Source organism: Chitinophaga sp. LS1 (assembly GCF_034274695.1).
In the GTDB taxonomy this organism is placed as follows: domain Bacteria; phylum Bacteroidota; class Bacteroidia; order Chitinophagales; family Chitinophagaceae; genus Chitinophaga.
Genome location: NZ_CP128362.1, coordinates 1,959,414 through 1,984,726, shown reverse-complemented (window position 1 = coordinate 1,984,726; position 25,313 = coordinate 1,959,414). Strand labels below are relative to the sequence as shown.

The following is a 25,313-nucleotide window of genomic DNA, read 5'->3' as shown; positions in this document are numbered from 1 at the left end:
TCAGTGCAGCTTATTGAAATTTCTGGTGCTCTCATTCGGGAGCACCAGAAATTTCAATAAAAAGAAACCTTATGGACAACTTACATAAATGGCGACTCGTACTCGGTGGTAAAGAATCAGACGGCACCGGCTTCAATCTCACTGGTGATGAATTGAAAATGGACCAAACCCTCGAAGCCCTCTACGATAGTGAAAAGAAAGGCGGACTCGGTCCCTCCTCTCCTAACGTAAGCCGTTGGTTAGGTGACATCCGCACCTTCTTCCCTGCTTCTGTCGTACAAGTTATGCAACGCGATGCATTGCAAAGATTAAACATCACACAGATGCTCTTTGAAAAAGAGATGCTGGAAAATGTAGAACCAGATGTACACCTGGTTGCAACGTTATTAACGTTGCGTCATGCAATCCCTGATAAAACAAAAGATACGGCCAGACAAGTGGTACGCAGAGTGGTTGAAGAATTATTGAAGAAACTCACACAACCTACACAACAAGCTATTACCGGCAGTTTACATCGCAGTATCCGCAATCGCCGTCCTAAGCATAATGAAATCAACTGGCATGCGACCATCTTGAAAAATCTGCGTCACTATCAACCTGAATATAAAACGATCATACCAGAAACACGTATTGGTTACGGTCGTAAAACAACATCATTAAAAGATGTGGTACTTTGTCTGGATCAAAGTGGATCTATGGGTACGTCAGTTGTATACTCCGGTATCTTTGGTTCTGTCATGGCATCTATTCCTGCTATCAAAACAAAGATGGTTGTATTCGATACATCCGTTGCAGATCTCACAGAAGAATTAAAAGATCCTGTTGATCTATTATTCGGTGTGCAGTTAGGTGGCGGTACAGATATTCAGTTAGCACTGAATTATTGCCAGCAGATTATTACAAGACCAACAGATACTGTACTGGTATTAATCACTGACTTATTTGAAGGAGGTAGTAATGATCGTATGCGTAAGCGTACTGCTGAATTAGTAGCAGCTGGTGTACAGGTAATAGTATTGCTTGCATTAAATGATGATGGTGCACCTTATTATGATCATGACAATGCACAGTTCCTTTCTAATTTAGGTATACCTGTATTTGCATGTACACCGGATAAGTTTCCGGATATGATGGCGGCAGCGTTGAGTAAACAGGATATAAATAATTGGGCAGCAAGGGAAGATCTTGTATTAAAAAAGTAAATGAATTTGGGTGTGGCTGAGAGCCACACCCAAATTCATTTACTCAACCCAAAAGGTCCTGCCAGTGGCAGGACCTTTTGGGTTTATTTACAATTAAAAGATGTTATTGACAGGTAATATCAACATACTTTCAGCCATTCATCATCCTGAGATATCACCCCTGCTTCTATAGATTGTTTAATCGCATTAGAAAGCTCCAGCTTCAACTCCTCCGTCGCTCTCGTAAACCCTAACGCCTTCGCCACTAAAGGTATTGCCGCTTCCTCCGTAATCGCCACCGCATCCCTCACCACCTTCTCTATCGCCACCGTCATTTCCTCCGGTGCTATATACATCACCTTCCTTGATGCCGCAGGCATATTCGCCCTATTCCTCAATACCGGTACTTCCATTTTCGCATCCCACAAGAACGGCTCTTTCACCACAATACTCCCGCTCTCTTCCGCACTTGATATCGCCTGTTTCAACGTTTCACGTATACGACTACCCACTCTCGCTACGCCTGCTGCTTCAATCATTCTTCTCGCTACTTCCTCTGTATGTACCGGACTTTCTACCTGCACAATTTTTTCTAACCAGCTTCTCAATTTATCCAACCCATGTGCATGCAATTCTTTAGAAGAAATCTCCATCGGTAAGATAGCAGTTTCATACAAGGGCTGCTCTGGCATCGTCATATCTTCCTCTTCTCTCACCATGGTAAAATCTTCTGCTATGTCTGGTTCTTCTTCAGGAATCACTTCATTCTTTTTTGACTGTTCAACCGCAGCTAACAATCGCTTGATTTCTCTCGCAGGATGTCTGAACCAATCTGTACTCCATACATGATATAAGTTCCATCCCATATCTTCCATCACCTGTTGTCTCAACCTATCTCTGTCTCTTGCAGAACGTGCAGAATTATAACCTTCCCCATCACACACAATACCTATCATATACTTACCCGGATGTTCAGGATCAGAAATAGCAAGATCAATAAAAAATCCTTTACTACCCACTTGTTTATGTACAACATATCCTGCTGCCTGTAAGTGTTTTGCTACTTCTTCTTCAAAAGGAACTCTCGCTGGCAATCCATCAGCAGATGGTGTATACAATTGTCCATGCTGTGCAAAGTAGAGGAAATTCTTCAATGCTTTCACACCTTCACTCTCCGTACGGTTCAGATCTATATCATCAGAAGTCAGGTTCGTAAATACCTCACATCTTTGTTTCGCACGCGTGATCAATACGTTCAGTCTCTTCTCACCTCCTTCATTATTCAACGGACCAAATGCTAAACTCACAGATCCATCAGCAGTACGACCATATCCTATACTAATGTAAATAACATCACGTTCATCACCCTGTACATTCTCCAGGTTCTTTACAAAGAATGGTTCATGTGGATGTGCTTTAAAGAATGATTCTACTTCAGGCAGTTTCTTTCTCGCTGCTTCCAGTGATTCCTGTATCGCCTGCATTTGTGCAGTACTAAATGCCACCACACCTAAACTTAAATCAGGATGTTCTTTTGCATGTCTGATCACCGCTTCTGTAATTGCATTTGCTTCCTGTGGATTAGTACGTGTTTTACCACGATCGTAAACAGTATCTTTTAGATGATGATAAATCAATCCCATCTGATGCGTCGCACCAGGACTTGGGAAGATCACCAGTTTGTTCTCATAAAATTCCTGGTTAGACAAAGCGATCAATGATTCATGACGGCTTCTATAGTGCCAGCGCAACATACGTTGTGGAGCACCCTGTGCATCACACATACCTAATATACTTGGCATATCCGCAGTCACATTTTCTTCATCATCAGTCTCCTTTAATAATGAATCGAAGAAACTACCTGGTGGCATCTGTTTGCTATCACCCACTACCACTAATTGTTTTCCTCTCAGCAATGCACCCAATGCATCGACTGGTCTTACCTGCGAAGCTTCATCGAATATTACCAGATCAAACTGCAATGATCCCGGTGGTAAAAAATTAGCAATAGACAATGGGCTCATCATGAATACAGGTTTGATAGCCTGCACTGCCAATCCCGCTACCTGCATCAGTTTGCGGATAGGCATATGTCTTGCTTTCTTATTGAATTCAGTACGTAGTACATTTACCTGTCCACCCGCATCCAGGGGAGGTATTCCATCCCAATGTTTTAATGCAGCACGCGCACGATTGTATTGCAGGTTGAGTGTATCCAGTTTTACAAACTGTTTCACTGATGATTCATGACTCGCTCTTTCAAATTTTCTCAATGCAGCATGTTTCACCAATGCCTGTTCATACAGATATTCGTACCATGTTTTTTGCAAAGCAGGTTTCAAACCTTTCAGTGCTTCCGGCCAATAAATAACTGCATCGATCAAAGATTCCAATCCTTCATTGATAGCAGATGTGGCTAAATTGTTCCACGAAATCATTAAATGTATTTCAGGTAATCCTGCAATCCATGATTCCATCAGTACGATCTGATCTTCGTAAGAACGTTGTAATAAAGGAGTGATTTCTTTGTAACGAATTTGTTCATTGAATGCAGTGGCTGTCACAATTTGTTCGATAGCAGCTCCATGCTGTTGTAAATATTTTAACAGCGTATCGAGATATTTTTTCGCTGCAGCAACAGGCTCATTTTTTTCAAGATAAAAGAGGATCACTTTATCACATGAACCGATACTTACCTGTCTATGTGCATCACTTAAATAATTAGTGATTGCTTCCAGTTCATTCCAGTTACTCAATCCTTTTTGCCAGCGCTGACCAAACAGATCTTTAGCCAATTTTTCATCATCCTGCACTTGCTTATCCAATCGCTTTGCTTCCATGATTGCATCTACACAAGCAAGTTTAGCAGCTACATCAGCAGGTGCACCATTTCTACACAATGCAGCTAACTGACGATTACTTCGATTGTAATCGCCAATAGCAAACTTGAACCACTTCTCTCCATATGCCAACAGGTTTTGTCTGATCTCCAGCACATTTTGTTCCCATGCCTCAGGTATCAAAATTGCATCATACACCTGATGGATCTGTGCTAATCTTTTTCCTGTTTGCAACAGTTCTTTGATGTCTTCTTTTCTTTGCAGCCAGGCTACATTCGAAATATTCACACCTGTTAATTCAGGACGTACAGAAGCCATTTGTACCACATAAGAAAGATCCATCGTATCCTTCTTATTTAGTGGCATTGGTGTACCTACCTGCGCAGCAATCATCGCACTTTCATGTTGCAGACTTTTGATTGTCTCAACAGTTTGTTGCATGAGCGGTATCAGTTTCTCTTGTTCTGATGGTGTTAAAATAGTTAACTGACTCCCCCAGAATAATAATGCAGATGGCATACCTGTTTCACCTAAGCGCGCAGTGATTCTATTCACCATATTTTCTGCACGCTGCATATTGCTGGCATCCCAGTTTGCAATGTCAGGAATCGGTATGCGTGGTAAGATCAGATCACCTGCTTCTTCTTTTAATTGCAACAGGTAACCCATCAGTTGTTGTGGCGTCAATCCACTTTTACCAACAGGTGCATTTACTGATAAGCAATAATCATTCAACTCTCGTCTGTACTCATGCAGTAAAGCAACTTCCTGTTGCAATTGCATGATCGCTGGTTTACCTAGTTCCAGTGTACGTCGCAGTTCCTGATGTAATTCTTTTTTATTTGCTTTATGACTATGCAGTTCTAAACATGCATCGCCCAGTTGAATACTATCCAGTCTTCTCTTCACCACTTCTAACGCTGCCATTTTTTCTGCAACGAAAAGTACTTTCTTTCCTTCACCAATGGCATTTGCAATCAGGTTCGTAATGGTCTGTGATTTACCAGTACCGGGGGGACCCTGAATCACAAGATTTTTCCCTTCCTGTACAGCAAGCATAGCGAGTAGTTGTGAACCATCCGCATCTACTACCTGATGCATTTCATGTGCATTGGTTTCAATGTCGATAAATGTTTCGTCACTTACACGGGATTCACCTTCACTAAATCCTGCACCGAATAAACTTTGCAATACAGGATGCACAGCTGGTTGTTCATCCGCGGGCCAGTTTTCACTATCCAGATCATGGTACAACATCAGTTTTCCGAAAGAGAAAAATCCTAATTCAACAGTATCCATTTTCACTTCCCACTTCGGCATACCATATACCGCATCTGCAATTTCCTGCAGGTAGTCATTGATAGAAATTTCATCCGTTTCCGGCATGTCTGGCAATACAATTCCGAAGTCAGTTTTGATCTTGGTTTGTAAGCTTAAGTTCATCTCTACATCACTACCTGTATACCGTAAACGAAAACGCTCACGTGCACTACTTCTTTCCAGTGATACTGGTATGAGTATCAAAGGTGCTTGTCTTGCTTCTTTGGTATTGTCTTTCTCATACCACTGCAACATTCCTAAAGTAAGGAAGAGGATATTTACACCTTGTTCTTCCAGACTGGTACGTGCTGCATAGTAAGTATTGAGTAATCTGTTTTGTAGTGCGGCGGCAGCTTCCGTAGTTTGCAAACGGGTATCGTACACGACTGTTTCAGGCAGTGCGGTAGATCCTTCTTTTTGCTCTTCTTTCGGAAGTCCTGCATCGTCAGTAGCAGGTGGTGTTACCAATACTTCTTCTTTCAAAAATGCATTGGGGTCGTCCAGCATACTAGCTGCATTATCTTCCGGGGCAACAGCTTTCTCTTTGTTTTCTTTATTTCCTGGTTTGGGTAAAAACGTCATCGCCTTACCCTGTTTCACCAACACTTCATATACGTTGGCACTCTTTTCCTGATCGATATGAACTCCACGGCTAACCGGTAAGCGATAATTTAATAAAGGGTTACGCAGCCCCAGGTCGAGCAACTCCCTTCTCGAGGCTTCCAGTTTGGAGAGGATTGATTCCTGCATGTACAGCTTGTTATTACAACAAAAAAATTACTAATTATTTTTAGAACGAATGATATTAATAATTATTTGGTACAATAGCTGAGTAGTTAGAAAATTAACAGTTTATAAATGCGGGTGTTAGGTTTTGGCGAAAGCCTTCCCAAATGCCCTTCGAACGAATTGATGCTGTCTCTGGCAGCATCAATTCGTTCGATATAGAATTTCAGCACTATCTTTATCATACATAACCATATAACAACACGTGTATCAGGTATTATATTTTCTTTGGGGCACGAACTGGCACATCGCCATCAAGATCATCGGCTATGTATTGATCAGCCTTTCCTTTATAGGGGTGGTCGGCACTATCCTGCTGGAAAACCGTAACCCTGTCAAAGCGTTGTCTTACATCATGTTACTGGTGTTCGTCCCCATTCTCGGATTGATTGTATACTACTACCTGGGCCGTGACCTCCGCAAGCGTCGCCGCTTTACGCTGAAAGGCAGTAAGGACGAGACTTTGATGCTAAGATATTGGGAATCACAGCGTAGAGAAATTGAGCACATGCAGCTCGCCCTCCGCAATTCCGTAGCCAGCAAACAGGAGATCTCTGCTATGCTGTTGAATACCAGAAACTCCGTCCTTTCTCAGAATAATAAAGTCCAGATCTTACTCAATGGTGAAGAGAAATTCCCGGCAGTGATGAAAGCACTCAGGGAAGCCAAACATCATATACACATGGAGTACTACATCTTTGCCGCAGATGATGTAGGCAACGAAGTAGCAGACATACTCATAGAGAAATTAAAAGAAGGTATAGAAGTCAGGTTTGTATACGATGACCTGGGATGCAGTGACATTGGCGATATCCCGGATCTGTTGGAAGAACATGGTGCGGAAGTATTTAAGTTCTCACCTGTACTCATCAATTTCTACCTGAATGCAAACTATCGTAATCACCGTAAGATTATCGTCATAGATGGCAATATCGGCTTCACTGGCGGCATCAATATGGATGACCGGTATCTCAATAACGGTAAGCATCCTGTGTTCTGGAGAGACACGCATTTGCAGCTGGAAGGTGATGTGGTAAACCTGTTGCAGTTACAGTTCATGATGAGTTATCGCTATTGCAGTAAGAATACATTTCCATTCAGTGATCCTTACTTTCATCGTTCCAGTATAAAAGAACATTGCTTTGCAGATATCGTAGCCAGCGGACCTGATTCAGATTTTCCTATGTCGATGCAGACCATACTTATGGCGATCAATGTAGCAAGAAGAAGTATCCGTATCAGCAATCCTTATTTCATTCCTAATGATCAGATACTGAGTGCATTGCAGATGGCCGCCCTGGCAGGGAAAAATGTAGAACTAATAATACCCTCGCGTGGCGATTCATTCTTTGTACAACATGCTGCACAATCATACGTGAAACCTATGCTGGATGCAGGTGCAAAAGTGTATTTCTATCAGAAAGGATTTATTCACGCCAAGACCATCGTGATCGACGATAACCTGGCAATAGTAGGTACTGTAAACCTTGATAACAGAAGCTTTTATTTGAACAGTGAAATTGCAGTAGTCGTATATGACCGGCCGGTAGTACATAAATTAAACGCTGCCTTTGAACAGGATTTACAGGATGCCGTTCAGATCGAACGGCGCACCTGGAAAAACCGCTCTATCTGGCAGCGTTTTATAGATGCAGTGTGCAGATTGTTCACACCATTATTGTAATTGATTAAATATCATCTTCATTCGTCTCGTCCAGATCTTCATGCCTGTCTCCGCCTAAGCTGTAATAATTATTTTCTTCATCTTCCTCACCAATTTCTTCATCCGCATCATCCAGTTCACTGCCTGGTACATCCAGGTCATCTTCATCATTAAATTCTTCCGGAACGGAACCTTCTTCTCTGGCTATTTCATTGTTGATTCTTCGAGATCCTGTTACGCCTTCCACATCCAGTTCCTCTCTCTCTTCATTGTTCATGATGTCTTCACTGGCAGGATAAGTAGGATATCCCGGAAATGTCTGATCTCTTTTTTCCGCTAATTCATCCTGGGTTGGAATGTGTTCATTCCCATCTTTATTTTTTAAGTTTTCTTTTTTCATGGCTTGATCTTTTAAGTATTTATCGAAAAAGTTATGCCAATACGATTTAATTACTGCCTATGAATTTCAAACATACCGGGCTAGGTGTCTTCAGCTCTTCCTTTTGTTTTTTGAGGAGTCCGGTTACTTTGTCTCTTTTAAAGACAGTCACATTATTTGAATTCTGGTGAGCCACCAACAGGAAGTTGCCGCTCGGGTCGATCACAAAATTTCTTGGTGTTTTTCCACCTGTTGCGATCTCTCCTTTTTTCACCAGATTCCCTGTTTTGGCATTGATAGAAAAAGTCAAAATATTATTAAGAGGATCACGATTTGTTGCGTATAAAAATTTTCCATCCAGTGAAATGTGGAGGTCGGCAGCCCAGGGTTTGCCTTTGAAATTGTCCGGAAGAATGGACACTGGCTGGAAAGGTGTCAGCTTTCCTTTATCATAATGGAAGGCTGTAATTTTTCCATCCAGTTCATGCAATACATACACCCATTTTCCATTGGGATGGAATACCAGGTGGCGGGGACCTGACCCCGGAGGGAAAGGTGCAAATCCAGGATTAGCTGGTACCACTGGTTGTACATCACCCTGACGATAATTGTAAATAGCTATCTGATCTATGCCCAGATCGGATACATATAATTGCTGGTGATCCGGGCTGAAATACACACAATGCACATGTGGTTTTTCCTGTCGCTCTTTGTTGGGACCGGAGCCGGTATGTTCAATAGTTTGTACAGGTGCTTCGAGTCGGCCATCTGGTTTCACAGGGAGAATAGAAAAACTACCCCCTGAGTAATTGGCGACTACCACATATTTTCCATCCTGGTCAGTGGTGATATAACAAGGGTCGTCACCACCTGAAGGTTGTTTATTTAGAAAGGTAAGTTGGCCGGAAATAGTATCCCATTCAAAGGCACTTACATTCCCTGGATTATTTCCATTGGTTTCATCCACGGCATACACATATTTGTGATCCGGAGAGATAACCAGGTAAGAAGGGTTCTCTACATTTTTCGCAGTGCTTACAAACCGGAAGGTACCGGTTTGGGTGTTGAAAGCATAGACGCTGATACCCTCATCTGATGTTTTGGTATAGGCACCGATGAGTAAATATTTTTCAGCGGATGTATCTGTTTGTGCAAGCAAAGTAGAGGCAAATAGTAAAGCTGTGCTGGTGAGTAAGATTTTGATCATATTCGGGAATTGTTATGCCTAAACAAATTACTAAAAGTATCTAATAACAGGAAAACGCATTTTAAGGGGGTAATTTTAATTTGACCCTTATTTTGAAGGATTGGTATAGGTCATTAAATGATCGTCGAAATTTAAGGAGATAATGAAGTCATTTTGAAATAACATAAATAATTGATTTTCAATAAATTAAAAGAAATAACGCCTTATCAATCGAAAAAGTCATGATTTTCGATGGACACCATGAATTTTGTCTTTGTAAATATTCATAACGCCATTTTCATTGGCCTATTTAAAAACAAAGAACCCAGTCCGAAGAAAGGGACCGGGTGTTTATTATACTTCTAATTTAACCTTCACTTTAAGTAATATTGAGGCAAGGGAATACCTTGCCCTTCATGACAAATTTCTTAAGCTACGAATACAGGAATTTATAAAAACGTATGTTCAGTTTTATTTTCTAAAAGGTGGATAATTTCATAAGGTTTAAAGTAGGAATCATACTACAGGGAAAATATATATTGGTCTAGTGCTCATAGTTGTGTCGTTTCATTGAGGGATATGATTCAGTACTTATAGAAACGAATATAGTCAAAAAAAAATACATGCTCTACAAAAGCATGTATTTTTTATTCTATAAATAAAAAATTAAAATACGAGTTTTATCGCCCCATATACACCATCAGAATTTGTACATCGCTTGGATTTACCCCACTGATTCTGGATGCCTGCCCCAAAGTACGAGGTCTGATTTTATTAAATTTCTGCCTTGCCTCTGCACTCAATGATACCAATTTTGTATAATCAAAACTATCCGGGATCACCAGGTCTTCGAGTTGACTCATTCTTTTTACCAGTTCATTTTCCTTTTCGATGTATGTTTCATACTTGATCTGGATCTCTGCCTGTTCCAAAGTTTCATCATCAAATGCAGCAAGTGCATTTTTCATCCTTGTCACATTATCCCTCATAGAGAAAATATCCATAGATGGACGTAACAAAATCTGGTAAGCACGAATTCTCTGAGGCAGTGGAGAAGTATTTTTCTCTGCCAGGAAGTGGTTAATTTCTTCCGGATCGATAGGCAATTCTTTCAGAATCGCTTTTATTTTTTCTACTCCTTCTGATTTCGATCTTACTTTTTCCATCCTGTTCTCTCCTGCCAAGCCAATTTTATGACTCCGTTCGGTCAGCCTTAGATCCGCATTATCCTGACGAAGCAATGTTCTGAATTCTGCACGGGAGGTAAACATACGGTAAGGTTCATCTGTACCCTTGTTGATCAGGTCATCTATGAGTACCCCGATGTATGCTTCACTTCTTTTCAGTACAAAAGGTGCCTGACCAGTTGCCTTAAGGTGAGCATTAATACCTGCCATCAAACCCTGACATGCTGCTTCCTCATACCCGGTAGTACCATTTATCTGACCTGCAAAGAACAGGTTTTGAATATGTTTGGTCTCCAGTGAGAACTGCAACTGGGTAGGTGGAAAGTAATCATACTCGATAGCATACCCCGGACGGAACATTTTTACATTTTCAAAACCCGGCACTAATTGCAGGGCTTTATATTGTACATCTTCAGGGAGGGAGGTAGAAAATCCGTTCACGTAAATCTCTACGGTGTTCCAACCTTCTGGTTCTACGAACAACTGGTGTCTATCCCTTTCGGCGAACCTGTTTATTTTATCTTCGATACTTGGACAGTATCTAGGTCCCCTACCCTGTATTCTACCCTGGAACATAGGTGACCGGTCGAAACCAGTCTTCAGCATTTCATGTACCTCATTGCTGGTATAGGTAATAAAACAACTTCTTTGTTGCTCAGGTTTTATCTTCTCAATATCCAGGTAAGAGAAACCTGTGATGACATCATCACCTTTTTGTTCTTCCATTTTGGAATAGTCCAAACTTCTGGCATCGATACGCGGAGGTGTTCCTGTTTTGAGGCGATCACTTTCGAAACCAAGAGAAACTAATTGTTCGGTAATTCCGGTCGCAGCTTTCTCTGCAACCCTTCCTCCACCGAATTGTTTATCGCCGATGTGCATTACCCCATTCAGGAAAGTTCCGTTGGTGAGAACAACACTTTTTGCTTTGATTTCATGTCCAAGACCTGTCACTACCCCATAGCAAATACCATCTTTTACAAGAAGGCCTTTCACCATATCCTGATAGAAATCCACATTTGGGGTTTGCTCCAATGCTTCCCTCCACTTGGCTGCGAAGAGCATTCTATCATTTTGGGTACGGGGGCTCCACATAGCAGGCCCCTTAGATCTGTTCAACATACGGAACTGGATCATGGACTGGTCGGTCACAATACCAGAATATCCACCCATGGCATCGATCTCCCTTACTATTTGTCCTTTTGCGATACCTCCCATAGCTGGGTTGCAACTCATTTGGGCAATAGTCTGCATGTTCATGGTTACCAGAAGAACCTTTGAACCCATATTCGCGGCAGCCGCCGCTGCTTCGCAACCGGCATGTCCTGCGCCTACCACTATAACATCGTAAGATGGAAACATAATTATAATTATACTAGAGATGCAAAGGTACAACCAAGGAACCACATATTATGTTCCACGTGGAACATTCACAAATAGGGTGAAGCTATAGTATAACTTCATTGCCAACATATCACTAAAAGTACACCAAAAGGTCACCTCAATATCCCTGGGATATTGAGGTGACCTTTTGGTGTACTTTTGGTGATGATTAAATGACGGCGTTACACCGTAGCCATGATATGGCAATGGTATACCTAAAAAGAAAAAATAATTCTAGTGCTAATAAAAAAAGCTACCTCCATTGAGGTAGCTTTTCAAAAAAATAAACAATGTTCCACGTGGAACATTTATACCGTAATACCTAAATATTCCTTCAGACACTCATTTTCCTTTGCCCTCATGGCAGCCGACTGCTCTTTTGACTTATCCTTATATCCACATAAATGAAGTGCTCCATGAAAAATAACCCTATGCAATTCCTGCTCTACAGGTACCTTGAACTTCTCTGCATTATCCTTCACTCTATCTATACTAATATAGATCTCCCCTTCCGTTACATTAGGATCTGTACCCAATTCAAAAGTTACGATATCTGTATAAGTATCATGTTGCAGGAACTGCTGATTAATTTCCAAAAGGTACTCATCTGAACAAAACACATATTGTAAGTCCTTCAATTTTTGTCCCTCTCTTGCAAACTTCTCTTTTATGTATGCCTTCAACCTTGTTTTCTCTTTTAGGTTTACCTTTACCTCGTGGGAAGTAAAATTAATCGCCATATACAACTGCTGTTTTATAGTGTAAATCTATATGTAAAAGTATAGTGAAATTTCTGATTAACAGCACACTATCTTTGGGGGTCTCCCCAGTAGCCAGTACCTTTGCACCATTGATTAAACACCACATGAGATGAAAAAAAGTGCGATTAAATTGTCCTCCCTTGCGATAGGAAAAAGTGCCGTGATTACTGCTTTCGAAAGCGACGATTTACATATAAAATTAATGGAAATGGGATGTGTGCCAGGTGAAACAGTAAAGATTGAAAAAATCGCACCTCTTGGAGATCCCATCTCAATTATGGTAGCAGGATATAATCTTTCCCTCCGCAAAACCGAAGCAGATTATATCTGGGTAGAAGAACTCTCTTAAAGATTTCCGCCTCTCAAATAAATACCTGATCCATGCCCTCATCCAATTCTTTGCCTACCCATCACCTTAATACATTTCATAAGGAACGTCATCGTACTTCTTCCAATGTCATCTTTGGGTATAACAATTTACCAGTACAACATCAGATCCCAGGATTTGAGTTGTACTCCACCGAAGGCATGATACCGGATTATGGTCCGGCAAAATCTACATTTTACAGAGTCGGTATTATCCTTCAGGGCAATCTCCATATGCAGTTAGGTCTGGAGCATTTCGATATAGGACCTTCCAGCCTGACATTCTCTATCCCCGGACAAGTACATAGTAAGTCTAACGCCAGCCCTGACATCCTCGGTTACTATATATTATTTGACCCAACCTTTCTTGAAGGCCTGCTCCCACATGTGCATATGAGCGCCGAATTCCCTTTCTATGACTATGCTGGTTCCCAGCTACTAAATTGCAACGAGCAGGAAATCAATGAAATAGTAAATTTCATAGGAAAAATAGATACAGAACTAAAGGCAGATCATTCAGGTAAACTGACTGCTATCAAAATGTATGTCTATCTGTTACTATTGACAGCCAAAAGATCTTATGAAAGGCAATCGCCAGTCAACAACGTTCCAGCAACGACCCATATGGTCACGCTCTTTTATAAACTGGTGAGCCAGCACTTCCTGCAATACCGGCAGGTGAGCGACTATGCCCGTATGCTCCATGTCACACCCAACCACCTGAACAGGGTTGTAAAAAGTACGACTAACCGCACTGCCTCCGATGCCATTCAGGAAATGTTGGTGCAGGAAGCAAAAGTATTATTACAAAATACCTCACTCTCCATTTCAGAAATTGCTTATCAGTTGGACTTTAGTGAGCCAGCTGCATTCAATCACTTCTTCCGCAAAACCACCGGAGGAACACCACTCCAATACAGAAGCATAATCTGATCAATTCAACACATCATTCAAACAATTTTTCCCCTCCTGGTATTTGCAACTTTGTACGGTTGAAACAAACAATACGTACAATGGAAAAAATAATCGTCGCCGGTGGTACATCCGGAATTGGACTAGCCACTGCAAAACTGCTCGCCGAAAAAGGTGCATCTGTAATAGTAACCGGCCGTAGTGAAGAAAAGTTAGCTGCTGCCAGGTCAACAGCCCCTGGTATCACAGCCATTTCTTTAGACAGTACCGATGCCGATGCACTGAAATACTTCTTTGCACAAACTGGTCATTTTCACCACCTGATCCTCACCCTGAGTAGTTCAAAAGGTGGTGGCCCATTCGCCACCATAAATCTGACTGATCTCCGTGCCGGCTTTGATGGCAAATTCTGGCCACACTTACAGACCATTCAGGCTGCACTCCCATGGCTGGATAAGGATGGTAGCATTACTATCATCACTGCAGCATCCTCCACGGCAAAACTACCTGGTACAGCTGGTTTGGCGGCGATCAACGGCGCCCTGGAGATCATGGTACCTATTCTTGCAAAGGAATTAAAACCATTACGCATCAATGCTGTGTCACCAGGTGTGATCGATACTGATTGGTGGAACTTTTTAAACAGTGAGGAGAAAAGTGCAGCCTTTGAAAGCTATGCACAGGGCATTGCTGTAGGCAGAATAGGTAATCCACAGGATGTGTCTAACCTCATTGAAACTGTTGTGCATAATTCATATATAAACGGCTCAGTACTCAATGTAAATGGGGGACTGATGTGAATTGTGAATTCGTATTTACACACATTTGTGGAAAAGTGCGCGGACTAATTTCATTTTTGAAGGCCCTGAGAATCAAACAACTTATGTGATACCCAGTTGCTCATTATATACGTGATTCTCAGGGCCTTAATTTTGAAATTTAGTTACTTTTTCACGTTTTGTGAATTTTATGTGGATAATTGTTTAAAATATCTGCTTTTATGAACGCCCTGAGAATTAAACGAACCTATTTCATCTCAATTATTAACATTTCCACACGATTCTCAAGCCCTTTATATATGAAGGGCCTGAGAATTGAATGACATTTGCTCTATGCTTGATAGTCAATTTTCATCGCAATTATAAAGGCTTCTTTTTTAAAGAGCCTGAGAATGAAATGACTCCTAACCTACCCCATATCAATGAATTTCATTAAAACCTCAAGCCCTTCAATCAACAACGCTTCCACATTTAACTATATAGTAATTCACATTGTATGTTAATTACCGATTGATTTCTAATAAGCTTCATTATACACATAGGGGACGTGTAAGAATTTTGTGAATAAGGAGAGCAAATTTCTATTTGAAGGGCTCGAGAATGAAGTGATGTGGACAATGGGTGTAGCAGAATAATTATACGCAATTCTCAGGGCCTTCATTTTTATTTTAAGTATCAATTTTCACATTCTGTGAATCAGCTGTGGATAAGCAGGCATATAATCTGAATTTGCGAAAGCCCTGAGAATTAAGTGTACCTTATCTACCCCTTGACATAGATATTTTATTGAATTCTCAAGCGGTTCATTCAGGAAGCCTTTCACAATTTAATCCCATAGATATCCACATCATTATATATAGTACAGCACAACTACAGGTCACTCATGGGCACAAAAAAGCCCGGTTAAATGACTAACCGGGCTTTAGAATCAAATAATTAATTTGTAACTATTTGTATTTCAATATTTTAAATTACAGACCAGCCTGTGCACTAATCTCCAGCATCCGTTCAATGGGCTTTTTGGCCGCTATCCGGAGTTGTTCGTTCATAGTGATTTCCGGTTCCTCGTATTCCATACACAAATAAAGCTTTTCGAGTGTATTGAGTTTCATGTGTGGGCAGTCATTACAAGCACATGCATTGTTGGGCGGTGCAGGAATAAAGGTTTTGCCTGGATTTTCCTTTTGCATCTGGTGGAGAATTCCTGTTTCGGTCACCACGATGTATTCTTTGGCATCATCTTTTTTGGAAAAGTTCAGGATACCAGTGGTGGATCCTATATAGTCAGCGATTTCGAGCACAGCTGCTTCACATTCCGGATGCGCCAAAACTTTGGCTTTGGGATGGCGGATCTTGAGACGGGTGATCTTTTCCAGGGAAAAAATCTCGTGAACCATGCAAGCTCCATTCCAGAGTAACATGTTTCTACCCGTTTTCTTGGCCAAATAAGCCCCTAAATTCCTGTCGGGGGCAAAAATGATGGGCTGGTCTGTGGGGACGCTATCGATGATCTTTTCGGCATTAGAGGAGGTGCAGATGATATCGCTGAGCGCTTTGATTCCCGCAGAACAGTTGATGTAGGAAATAACCAGATGGTCAGGATGCTTTTCTTTGAACTTGCGGAATAACTCCGGCGGTGCGCTATCGGCAAGTGAACAACCCGCTTTCAGGTCAGGTAACAGCACCTTTTTCTGCGGACTTAGAATTTTTGCGGTTTCGGCCATAAAGTGCACACCAGCAAAAACGATTATGTCAGCATCGGTTTTGGCAGCCTGTTGGCTAAGTCCGAGACTGTCCCCGATGTAATCTGCTACGTCCTGGATATCTGGTTCCTGATAATAGTGCGCGAGGACGATTGCATTTTTTTCTTTTTTTAATCTTTCGATTTCTTCAAAAAGATCCAAACGCGAATTGACCGGCAAATCCAAAAAACCTTTTCGTTGCAAATCTTTTTTTGCGATTTCGAGCTCCCTTATCATAACTATATTTATAATTTATTCTTTTAAAAAAGAAAAACCCACTACTACTAGGGCTGTGAATATGGGGAAAGTAATTTTTGCCACCGTGTACAAATGTAGTTGTTATTCTTTTTGCCTGTTCTATTCACAGGAAATTAACAGCCCATTTCGGCCATAGTATTGATTTTTGGTACTAATATCCACATAGGTGGATTTCTCATGGCGTGAATATTTTGTTTGGGCACCCAGTATTAAGAAAGTGTTAACTACCGGGTATAACAATTCACAAAACGGACCATTTTTCATTCAGACCAACATTTAAGGAAATAACAAATTTAGTTTTACGGTCAACGAACTCGGGTTTTTCAGAGGTTATTGAACAAAAAAGGAGGGTTTTTTAACAGGTCATGTGGATAAAACGAGCTCAAAAATTATTTCTCTATGCATTTCCCGTTTTTAGTTTTACTTTCACTTTTGTACACATTTAGATGTGAATCAGGAATCTGGACAATCTAAAATGTGAATATTGAATCCTTAAATTGATTAAGTGGTTTAAGCCCGAAATAAACGTCAGTAGCGGACCTCTGGGAGGTGATTTTGGAGTGTACACAATACTGTCTTTTTTAACCTTAATGTGGATAACCTGTGAATGAAAGATAAAATACCTATACCGTGATTTGCGATGAAATCCTTTACTGTATTGGGTTTGAGACAAAAAAAACTGTTTTGTAGTTACAGTTATTTTATTCTATTTTTGCTTTCCTTAAAAAATTTAGACTATATAATATATGTCAGTTATTCAGAAGATCAGGGATAAATATGCCGTGGTGATCGTAGTGGTGATCTGCGTGGCTATTGTCAGTTTCCTGCTGCAGGATGCCTTTTTCGGCAGAAATTCCATCATGCGCCGTTCTACCACGGTGGGTAAAGTAAATGGAGAAGAATTAGACTTCTCTACGTACCAACAAATGATCCAGGATGCGGAAGCTTCTGCTCGTCAGCAAAGCCCAACCGGTGCCGTGACTGAACAGATCCAACAGTATGCACGTGAGCAGGCCTGGAATCAGTTCGTAAGCGAACAGATCATGACTGCTCAGTATGATAAACTGGGTATTCAGGTAACTGAAAATGAATTGGTTGATCAGTTTAATGGTAAAGAACCAAATCCAATTGTATTACAGCAGTTCACAGACAAAAAGACCGGTCAGTTCGACCGCGCTGCTTTACAGCAGGCACTGTCTTCTGTAGGTCAGGATCAGACCGGCAGAATGAGAAACGCGCTGAAACAAATGGAAAACTATATTGTAAGGTCAAGAATGCAGGAAAAATATGTATCTCTTATTAAAGGTGGTGTATATTATCCTAAATGGTTGGCTGACGCTCAGATAAAAGATAATTCACAGTTTGCGAATGTATCTTATGTATCTGTTCCATATGCATCTATTGCAGATTCTACTATCGCTGTAACCGATGGTGAACTGAATACATATATTAATAACCACAAAGCTAACTTCAAATCTGAAGAAGGCCGTCGTGTAGATTACATCTCTTTCAATGCACTGCCTTCCGCTCAGGATACTGCTAATGCACTGAAAGTATTGCTCGAAGCAAAAGATGAAATGGATACAACTGGTGTTGCAGATATTGAAAACTTCGTAAAACGCAATTCTGATATCGCATACTTTGATGGTTATGTTGCTAAATCCGCACTGATGGTTCCTCAGAAAGATACCATCGCTAGTCTGCCAGTTGGTAGCACGTTCGGACCTTACTACGACGGTAGCATGATCGTATTTGCAAAAATGATGGATCGCAAAACTTTACCTGATAGTGTAAAAGTGCGTCATATATTAATTGCTACTGCTAATCCTCAGACTGGTGCAGGTCTGTCAGATTCTCTGGCTAAGATCCGTATCGATAGCATTGCAGCTGCTGTAAAAGGTGGCGCAGATTTCAAAGCACTGGTTGCTCAGTACTCTGATGATCCTGGTAGCAAAGAAAATGGTGGTGAGTATGATGTAACTCCTTCTTCTTCTTTCGTTCCTGAATTCAAAGATTTCGCACTGGATGGTAAAACTGGTGAATCTAAAGTAGTGAAAACCCAGTTTGGTTATCACCTGATCCAGATTATGAGCCAGAAGAACTTTGGTCCTGCGCTTAAAGTAGCTTACCTGGGTAAACCAGTGGAAGCCAGCAATGAAACTGATAGTAAAGCTTATGCTGCTGCCAACGAATTTGCTGCTCAGAACCATGACGCAAAAACTTTCGAAAAGACAGTACAGGAAAAAGGTTTGAACAAACGTATTGCTGATAATCTCCGTCCTATGGATTTCGTAATTCCAGGTATCGGTGCAGCCCGCGAATTAGTTCATTGGGCTTACGAAGCTAAGAAAGGTGACGTGAGCAATGTATTCACTTTCGATGGTAAATATGTAGTAGCTGTCCTGACCGGTATTCGTGCAGCAGGTACTAAAACATTGGATGAAGTAAGACCAGAAGTAGAAGGACTGGTGAAGAAACAGAAGAAAGCTGAGCAGCTGATTGCTAAGCTGAAATCTCCTGCTACCCTGGAAGCTGCTGCTGCCGCTGTAAACCAGCCACAGCTGAAAGCTGACAATGTAAACTTCGCTACCCCGTTTGTTGCTTCCATGGGCTTTGAACCAAGAGTAGTAGGTGCTATCTTCAATAAAGCATGGGGTGTTGGTAAAGTTACTGCACCAATTGAAGGTAATGCTGGTGTGTATGTAGTGAAGGTTGATAGCTTTGTACCAAATACACAGGGCATGGATCCGCTTACTATGGCAACTCAATATGAGCAAACTGTGAAAGGTACACTGGATCAGGGTGGTCAACTGTATGAAGTGCTGAAGAAACTGAATAAGATTGAAGACAATCGTGCTAAATTCTTTTAAGGAATATAATAACTGATAAATATTAAGCCCTGGGCATACGCCCAGGGCTTTTTTGTTTATGGGGTATTGTTTTAAATGAGCAAAAATTTCGCTCCCAGCTTTGCTGGGAGCGAAATTTTTAGAAAGCGAAGGAGGTCAGACGAAGGCGAAGCCTTCGTCTGACCTCCTTCGCTTTCATTCGTTCTTACATGCGATTATTTAGTAAATTTGATTCATGGAAGAGATAGTAAACAAAGTAGCGCAAAGTGGACTCCTCACATTAGATCTGGAAGACTACTATCCTCAGGAAGAAACTGTTGTTTTCGACCTGAAACAATATCTTTTCATGGAGATGATCCTGAAAGAGAAAGATTTCCGTGCCGCCCTTCAAGAATTAGACTGGGAACAATATCGCAATAAAAATGTCGCCATCATCTGTTCTGCAGATGCTGTAGTTCCATTTTGGGGCTACATGCTCGTCATGACCTACCTGGAACCCATCGCACACTATGCAGCCTTTGGTTCTAAAGAAGAAATCTTCAAAACCCAGTTCATGAAGCGCCTCAATGCAATTGACATGACCGCTTACGAAGACAAACGTGTGGTTGTGAAAGGTTGTGGAGATAAAGGCGCCGGCGAAGCCGCTTATGTGGAAATCACCCGTTTGCTGCGCCCGGTGGCAAAAAGCATCATGTACGGAGAACCTTGTTCCACCGTACCGATCTTCAAAAAGAAATAATCAGAACCATCCTCTTTTTCTGAAGAAAATGATCATGCCCACCAGCATGAAGATCATAGATCCTAATACGATAAAGTACCCGTTGTGGGTATGCAGCTCCGGCATGTACTCAAAGTTCATCCCGTAGATACCTGCTACCAAAGTTAATGGCGCCATCAGTGTCGTCACCACCGCCAGTACCTTCATGATCTCATTCATCTTCAGGTTGATCTGGGTATGATATTGTTCCTGTACGTTCAGGAGTGCTTCACGGTAGTTTTCCGCCAGATCGTTGGCCTGTATGATATGATCATACACGTCCTTAAAATATTTCATAGTCCGCTCATCCAGCAGCGGACTTTCGCATTTCATAAACCCATTGATCAGGTCCCGTACCGGTGAGATCGCTCTTTTAAATAACAATAGCTCCCTGCGCAGGTAATTGATCCGCGCCAGTGTGCGGGTATTAGGTTGATGCTGCACCAGATCTTCCATCAGCTCTATACGGTCACCTAGTTTATCAAGAATAAGGAAGTAGCTATCCACAATCACATCGAGCAGGTTATAACATAGATAATCTGCCCCTGCGCTGCGGATCCGCGAATTTTCTATCCGTAGTTTTTCTCTTACATGATCGAATACATCTCTGGTCGCTTCTTCCTGGAAGGAAATGACATAATTTTTTCCTAGTACAATGCTCACCTGTTCATATTCTATAGTTGCAGTCTCTACATTGTAATACGCCATCGGCAGTAAGGCAAACAGGTGTTGCCCTATCTCATCCATCTTGGCCCGCTGTCCGACGCTCATAATATCTTCTTCCAGCAGCAGGTGAATGCCGATTTTTGTACAGATCTCATGCACCGTTTCCTTGTTGATTCCATCTACATTGATCCAGGTTGCTTCTGGTGTATCAATGTATTTGAAAATCGTGCGATGATCCTCCCCTGAGCTCTCTGTGAAATGAACCGGAGTGTAATCAAAAATTGTTACTTTCTCACATCTTCCCGGCGGGCGTGAAGTAGGGCCTGTCACTGGGTTATAGTTCATAATCCGTTGTTTCCTCACCTTGAATGGGTTCAGTACATCCGGAATCGGAATGGGTATGATGGACTTCGACTTACGCATGTTATAAATTTAAACAAAAAAGCGCTTTGCTATGTAGCAAAGCGCTTCTAAAGATATGGCCTTTCATTTGCAAAAGGTACTGCAGGTGAACGTTCCACCAGCAGCAAAAGATTGGTTATTAAGATAGGATATGGAGACTAGGTATTATAATACTTCCGCTTCCGTAAAACTTACGGAACAACAAAGACGTTAGTACCAGAAATAGGGAATTACAAATAAAGAATGGGTAAAAATTAAGTCAGTTTCAAACACATCCCATGACACTCACTTCCATTTTGTTGTGATGGTATTTCTCGTCATTCTCAGAAGGTATATGGTTCACACTGATTGTCCTGCAAATAACACTACTGTCATAAGAATTCCAAAAAAAATAGAATAAATACTACAAAAATGTAAGAAAAATGAGTAACGATACCTGCATTGAGTAAAAATGTGGACAATCCAAATGGGGAAATCATCTGTTAAAATACCCGCTGGTAGTGGATGACTAAAAGGAAGGGTTTTTGTACTGGCATAATCAGCACTTAAACACCATCATTTTTAAAACATGAATTATGGAAAACAAGCTGAGTAATAAGAAAGTGGCCATCCTGGTGGCAGATGGTTTTGAAGAAGTAGAATTTACCAAGCCCATGGAGGCATTAAAAGATGCTGGTGCGGAAGTAGACGTTGTATCCCTCCACGATGGAGAAGTAAAAGCGTGGGCTGAAAAAGACTGGGGTAAAAGCTATCCCGTTACGCTGACAGTAAGCAATGCCAATGCGAAAGATTATGATGCCCTGGTATTACCAGGCGGTGTGATGAATCCTGATCATTTACGTGAGAATCAGGATGCCGTAAACTTTGTAAGCGGCTTTTTTGATGATAGCAAGCCAATAGCTGCTATCTGCCATGGTCCGTGGACGTTGATTGAAACAGGTGAGTTAAAAGGAAGAAGGGTTACCTCCTATCCTTCTTTAAAGACGGATTTGGTAAACGCTGGCGCCAACTGGGTGGATGAGGAGGTTGTAGTAGATAATGGACTGGTTACCAGTCGTAACCCACATGATCTGCCTGCTTTTTGCAGGAAAATGGTGGAAGAGATTGGAGAAGGTGTTCACGCCTGAGCAGGCATGTAAAGTGAATGTGGGCAGTACAGGAGGGATTCCTCTTTGTTACTGCCCACATTTTTTTATTTCTTCTTTTTATATTTTATTTCTACTGGCGCCATTCCGGTACTAATCATGCCCAGCTTCTTTGCGGCTTTCTTTGATAGGTCTATCACTCTTCCTTCAACAAAGGGGCCTCTGTCTGTGATGGTTACCTTTACAGAGCGGCCGTTGGCGATATTCACCACTTTTACTTTTGTACCAAATGGTAAGGTACGGTGTGCGGCGGTCATTTTGTTCTGATGAAAAATACTGCCACTGGCGGTTTTCCTTCCCTCAAATTTGTCAGCATAATAAGATGCTTTTCCGCTCTCGGTAATTTTCCTGCTACAGGAGGAGAATAAAATAAGCATCGCGCTACACAGCACGAGCATCCATCTTGTGTGTTTCTTTGTAATCATAGGCATGCCGCTAAGTTAAACCAATTAGAAAGGATAACCGATCGCAATATTCAGGATCAGATTCTCTTTGCGCCAGTCCGGATCTCCAAATTTGATATCTTTCATGACCCATCGCTCCCCTTCCGGCAACCATGGTTTTCGAAGCGGAAAGGCCAGATCCAGGCGTACTACCAGGATAGATGCATCTACACGTAAACCGGCACCCGCATCTACTGCAATCTGACTAACAAATCTACTGGTGCTGAACTGACTACCCAGTTTTTCCGGTACTTCCTTCTTCAGCCAGATATTACCAGCATCCAGGAATACAGCGGCATTGAAAATGCCGGTGAGATGTGCACGTATTTCAGAGTTATATTCCAACTTCACATCACCTGCTTCATTTGCCAGGTATTTACTGCTGGTATCACGATAGCTACCAGGACCCAGTGTTCTGGCGCGGAAACCTCTTAAACTGCTGCTACCACCTATGAAAAATTGCTTCACAAAAGGCAGGGTGGTAGAATTGCCATATGGCATACCGTAACCGGCAAAGATCCTGTTCACCCAGGTCAGTGACCTGTTCAGTTTCCAGTAGTGACGCACATCGGCAGACAAACGGATGAATTGTGCAAATGGACTACCGAAAATGGTCTTCATACCTGTATCATTTCTGGGAATGATCAAACCAGCCAGGTTACCGGAGTAATCGATGTTCCCATTCATGTAGAAGGTATGCACCTTATTCGTAGCCTTGTTATCGTAGGTGATATCGTAGTTACCGCCAAGAATAAATTGTTTCTCAATTGCTGAACGCTGGCTTGGATCATTCAGTAATATACTGTCGTAGCCTGCTGTCGTCTTGGTAGGCAGTACATAGGTGATAGATACCGGAGCCCACTTGTGCTCCAGGAACTGCGTCTTGCGCCAGATGTACTGGAACTGGAAGTTGTAAGCATTCAGGTTATACAGCTGGCTACGGCTATACAGTTCATAACTCACGCTGATGCGGGTGCGGGGTACATAAGGTGTATGTACATTCAGGTTCCAGAATGGCTGATAGAAACGGGGAATCGTCATCGCTGCTTCTGCCTTCAGGTTATATGAGTTACCACCAACCACAGTTGAATTGGTACCCTTGCCTCCCACCTGCCATTCCAGACCACCGGATAATGAGATTTCCAACAGATTAGCATAATGAAGCCAGTTACGGTCTTTGGATGTGATCTTTATTTCGGAACCGGCGAAGTTGTTGGATTTGGATGTACCTCTCAACTCGGCGGACAAGCTACGCCTTGGATAAGGGGTGAGGAAGAAACTGACATTGAGCCTGGAACTGTCTCCCCTCACCTGCCGGAACTGCCCTTTCACAAATTTGAACGTACCCAGGTCAGTGAGACGATGTAGGGTAATGTCATGATTACTCAACCTGTACATACTATCCGGCTTCAGGAATACCATTCTGTCAAATACACTCGGCTTGAATTTTTTGGTAGAATCTATAATACGAATACCGTTATATATTACCGGCGTACCCTTTCGGGAGAGCGAATCCTGGTCCAGTGAATAATTCGGGTACAGCGTGATGTTCTTCATCGTGTACGGTCGCTTTGCCTGTGGAGGAGTTTCGTCTTTTACTTTCAGATAAAGATCAACCATACCATTGTTGGTACTATCAACTTCCACCAGCAGGTGATCGACAGTGAAGTAATAGTAGCCCTGGTCTTTCAGTATATTATTGATTCTCACTCTTTCGGCCTTGATGCTATCCAGCCTGTAAGGGCGGTTGATCTTGAGAGAGGTATGTTTATAAGCAGCAGCAATGGCTTTACCCAGATCACTGCTGTCTGTTTGGTAAGTCACACTCTTAATACGGTAACGATGATTGGGCGTTACGGTGTAAACACCGGATGCTTTTTTACTACCGGAAGTTTTTATTTCAGAAGTGACCAGCGCCTGAAAGAAACCATTATCCACAAGATATTGCTCCAATACATTAGCAGTGTAATCTGCCTTTACAGAACTTAATAACACAGGAGCTTCTCCCAATTTATTGCGTAACAGGTGATTGAGACCTTTTCCTTTTGGTTTTTTACCAAGGTTATATAGATAGAGCCGGATGGGCATACCCAGGAATTTTTTGTTCGGCTTCGGCCTTACACTGCTTTCCAGGCTGGCATTCAGCGTACCATAATCCCTTGGCTTTTTGCCAACCCACTTGACGGAGGTTCCTGTATAAAGGCGATCGCCTTCCGGTACTGACTTAGTAGAACTACACGAATAAAAGCCCATGGCGAACAATGCTGCCAGTATCGGGGAAATTATATGTTTATAGCTTTTAACCATC

At 41.8% G+C, this 25,313-nt stretch carries 17 protein-coding genes; 8 read left to right on the top strand and 9 right to left on the bottom strand.

All coding sequences use genetic code 11. The features are described from left to right. Positions 1–71: 71 nt before the first annotated feature. Complete coding sequence (locus QQL36_RS08165; RefSeq protein ID WP_083721883.1) at positions 72–1,202, top strand: vWA domain-containing protein; 1,131 nt, start codon at positions 72–74, stop codon at positions 1,200–1,202. 119 nt (positions 1,203–1,321) lie between these two features. Here QQL36_RS08165 and QQL36_RS08160 read toward each other — a convergent pair whose 3' ends face one another. After that, a complete protein-coding gene (locus QQL36_RS08160; protein WP_321569481.1) occupies positions 1,322–6,091 on the bottom strand; it encodes a DUF3320 domain-containing protein in 4,770 nt (1,589 codons plus the stop codon). Between the two features lie 241 nt (positions 6,092–6,332). Between QQL36_RS08160 and cls the strand changes: the two genes are divergently transcribed. After that, on the top strand, positions 6,333–7,811 hold the full coding sequence (gene cls, locus QQL36_RS08155; protein WP_083721885.1) for a cardiolipin synthase: 1,479 nt from the start codon (positions 6,333–6,335) through the stop codon (positions 7,809–7,811). Positions 7,812–7,815: 4 nt separating this feature from the next. Here cls and QQL36_RS08150 read toward each other — a convergent pair whose 3' ends face one another. The 4 genes from QQL36_RS08150 to ybeY form a co-directional block, all read right to left on the bottom strand. Next, on the bottom strand, positions 7,816–8,190 hold the full coding sequence (locus QQL36_RS08150) for a hypothetical protein (protein WP_143708773.1): 375 nt from the start codon (positions 8,188–8,190) through the stop codon (positions 7,816–7,818). Positions 8,191–8,236: 46 nt separating this feature from the next. Beyond that, positions 8,237–9,376, bottom strand: coding sequence for a lactonase family protein (locus QQL36_RS08145; RefSeq protein ID WP_083721886.1), 1,140 nt, complete (start codon positions 9,374–9,376; stop codon positions 8,237–8,239). A gap of 659 nt (positions 9,377–10,035) precedes the next feature. Then, a complete protein-coding gene (gene mnmG, locus QQL36_RS08140) occupies positions 10,036–11,904 on the bottom strand; it encodes a tRNA uridine-5-carboxymethylaminomethyl(34) synthesis enzyme MnmG (protein ID WP_321569480.1) in 1,869 nt (622 codons plus the stop codon). 329 nt (positions 11,905–12,233) lie between these two features. Then, the gene (ybeY, locus tag QQL36_RS08135) at positions 12,234–12,665 is read right to left on the bottom strand and encodes an rRNA maturation RNase YbeY (protein WP_083721888.1); all 432 of its coding nucleotides are present in this window, start codon (positions 12,663–12,665) and stop codon (positions 12,234–12,236) included. Between the two features lie 130 nt (positions 12,666–12,795). On the opposite strand from ybeY, the gene QQL36_RS08130 reads away from it, so the two are divergent. The 3 genes from QQL36_RS08130 (at position 12,796) to QQL36_RS08120 (ending at position 14,764) form a co-directional block, all read left to right on the top strand. Beyond that, positions 12,796–13,035, top strand: a complete 240-nt coding sequence (locus tag QQL36_RS08130) for a FeoA family protein (protein WP_072358978.1) — start codon at positions 12,796–12,798, stop codon at positions 13,033–13,035. A gap of 32 nt (positions 13,036–13,067) precedes the next feature. After that, a complete protein-coding gene (locus QQL36_RS08125) occupies positions 13,068–13,985 on the top strand; it encodes a helix-turn-helix domain-containing protein (RefSeq protein WP_321569479.1) in 918 nt (305 codons plus the stop codon). Between the two features lie 80 nt (positions 13,986–14,065). After that, positions 14,066–14,764: an SDR family oxidoreductase gene (locus QQL36_RS08120; RefSeq protein WP_321569478.1), complete on the top strand. Its 699-nt coding sequence runs from the start codon at positions 14,066–14,068 to the stop codon at positions 14,762–14,764. Between the two features lie 950 nt (positions 14,765–15,714). Here QQL36_RS08120 and nadA read toward each other — a convergent pair. Continuing rightward, positions 15,715–16,722, bottom strand: coding sequence for a quinolinate synthase NadA (gene nadA / locus QQL36_RS08115; RefSeq protein ID WP_083721891.1), 1,008 nt, complete (start codon positions 16,720–16,722; stop codon positions 15,715–15,717). 767 nt (positions 16,723–17,489) lie between these two features. On the opposite strand from nadA, the gene QQL36_RS08110 reads away from it, so the two are divergent. Together QQL36_RS08110 and QQL36_RS08105 are read left to right on the top strand one after the other, a co-directional pair. Continuing rightward, positions 17,490–19,613, top strand: coding sequence for a SurA N-terminal domain-containing protein (locus tag QQL36_RS08110; protein WP_321569477.1), 2,124 nt, complete (start codon positions 17,490–17,492; stop codon positions 19,611–19,613). A 214-nt stretch (positions 19,614–19,827) separates the two neighbouring features. Then, a complete protein-coding gene (locus QQL36_RS08105; protein ID WP_083721893.1) occupies positions 19,828–20,331 on the top strand; it encodes a DUF2480 family protein in 504 nt (167 codons plus the stop codon). Here QQL36_RS08105 and corA read toward each other — a convergent pair whose 3' ends face one another. Beyond that, the gene (gene corA, locus QQL36_RS08100; protein WP_083721894.1) at positions 20,332–21,438 is read right to left on the bottom strand and encodes a magnesium/cobalt transporter CorA; all 1,107 of its coding nucleotides are present in this window, start codon (positions 21,436–21,438) and stop codon (positions 20,332–20,334) included. It abuts the gene before it with no gap. A 554-nt stretch (positions 21,439–21,992) separates the two neighbouring features. Between corA and QQL36_RS08095 the strand changes: the two genes are divergently transcribed. Further along, positions 21,993–22,544: a type 1 glutamine amidotransferase domain-containing protein gene (locus QQL36_RS08095; RefSeq protein ID WP_083721895.1), complete on the top strand. Its 552-nt coding sequence runs from the start codon at positions 21,993–21,995 to the stop codon at positions 22,542–22,544. Positions 22,545–22,609: 65 nt separating this feature from the next. On the opposite strand, the gene QQL36_RS08090 is transcribed toward QQL36_RS08095, so the two are convergent. Beyond that, a complete protein-coding gene (locus tag QQL36_RS08090; RefSeq protein ID WP_235643533.1) occupies positions 22,610–22,993 on the bottom strand; it encodes a septal ring lytic transglycosylase RlpA family protein in 384 nt (127 codons plus the stop codon). A gap of 18 nt (positions 22,994–23,011) precedes the next feature. Next, complete coding sequence (locus QQL36_RS08085; RefSeq protein ID WP_321569476.1) at positions 23,012–25,312, bottom strand: BamA/TamA family outer membrane protein; 2,301 nt, start codon at positions 25,310–25,312, stop codon at positions 23,012–23,014. Position 25,313 lies beyond the last annotated feature (1 nt).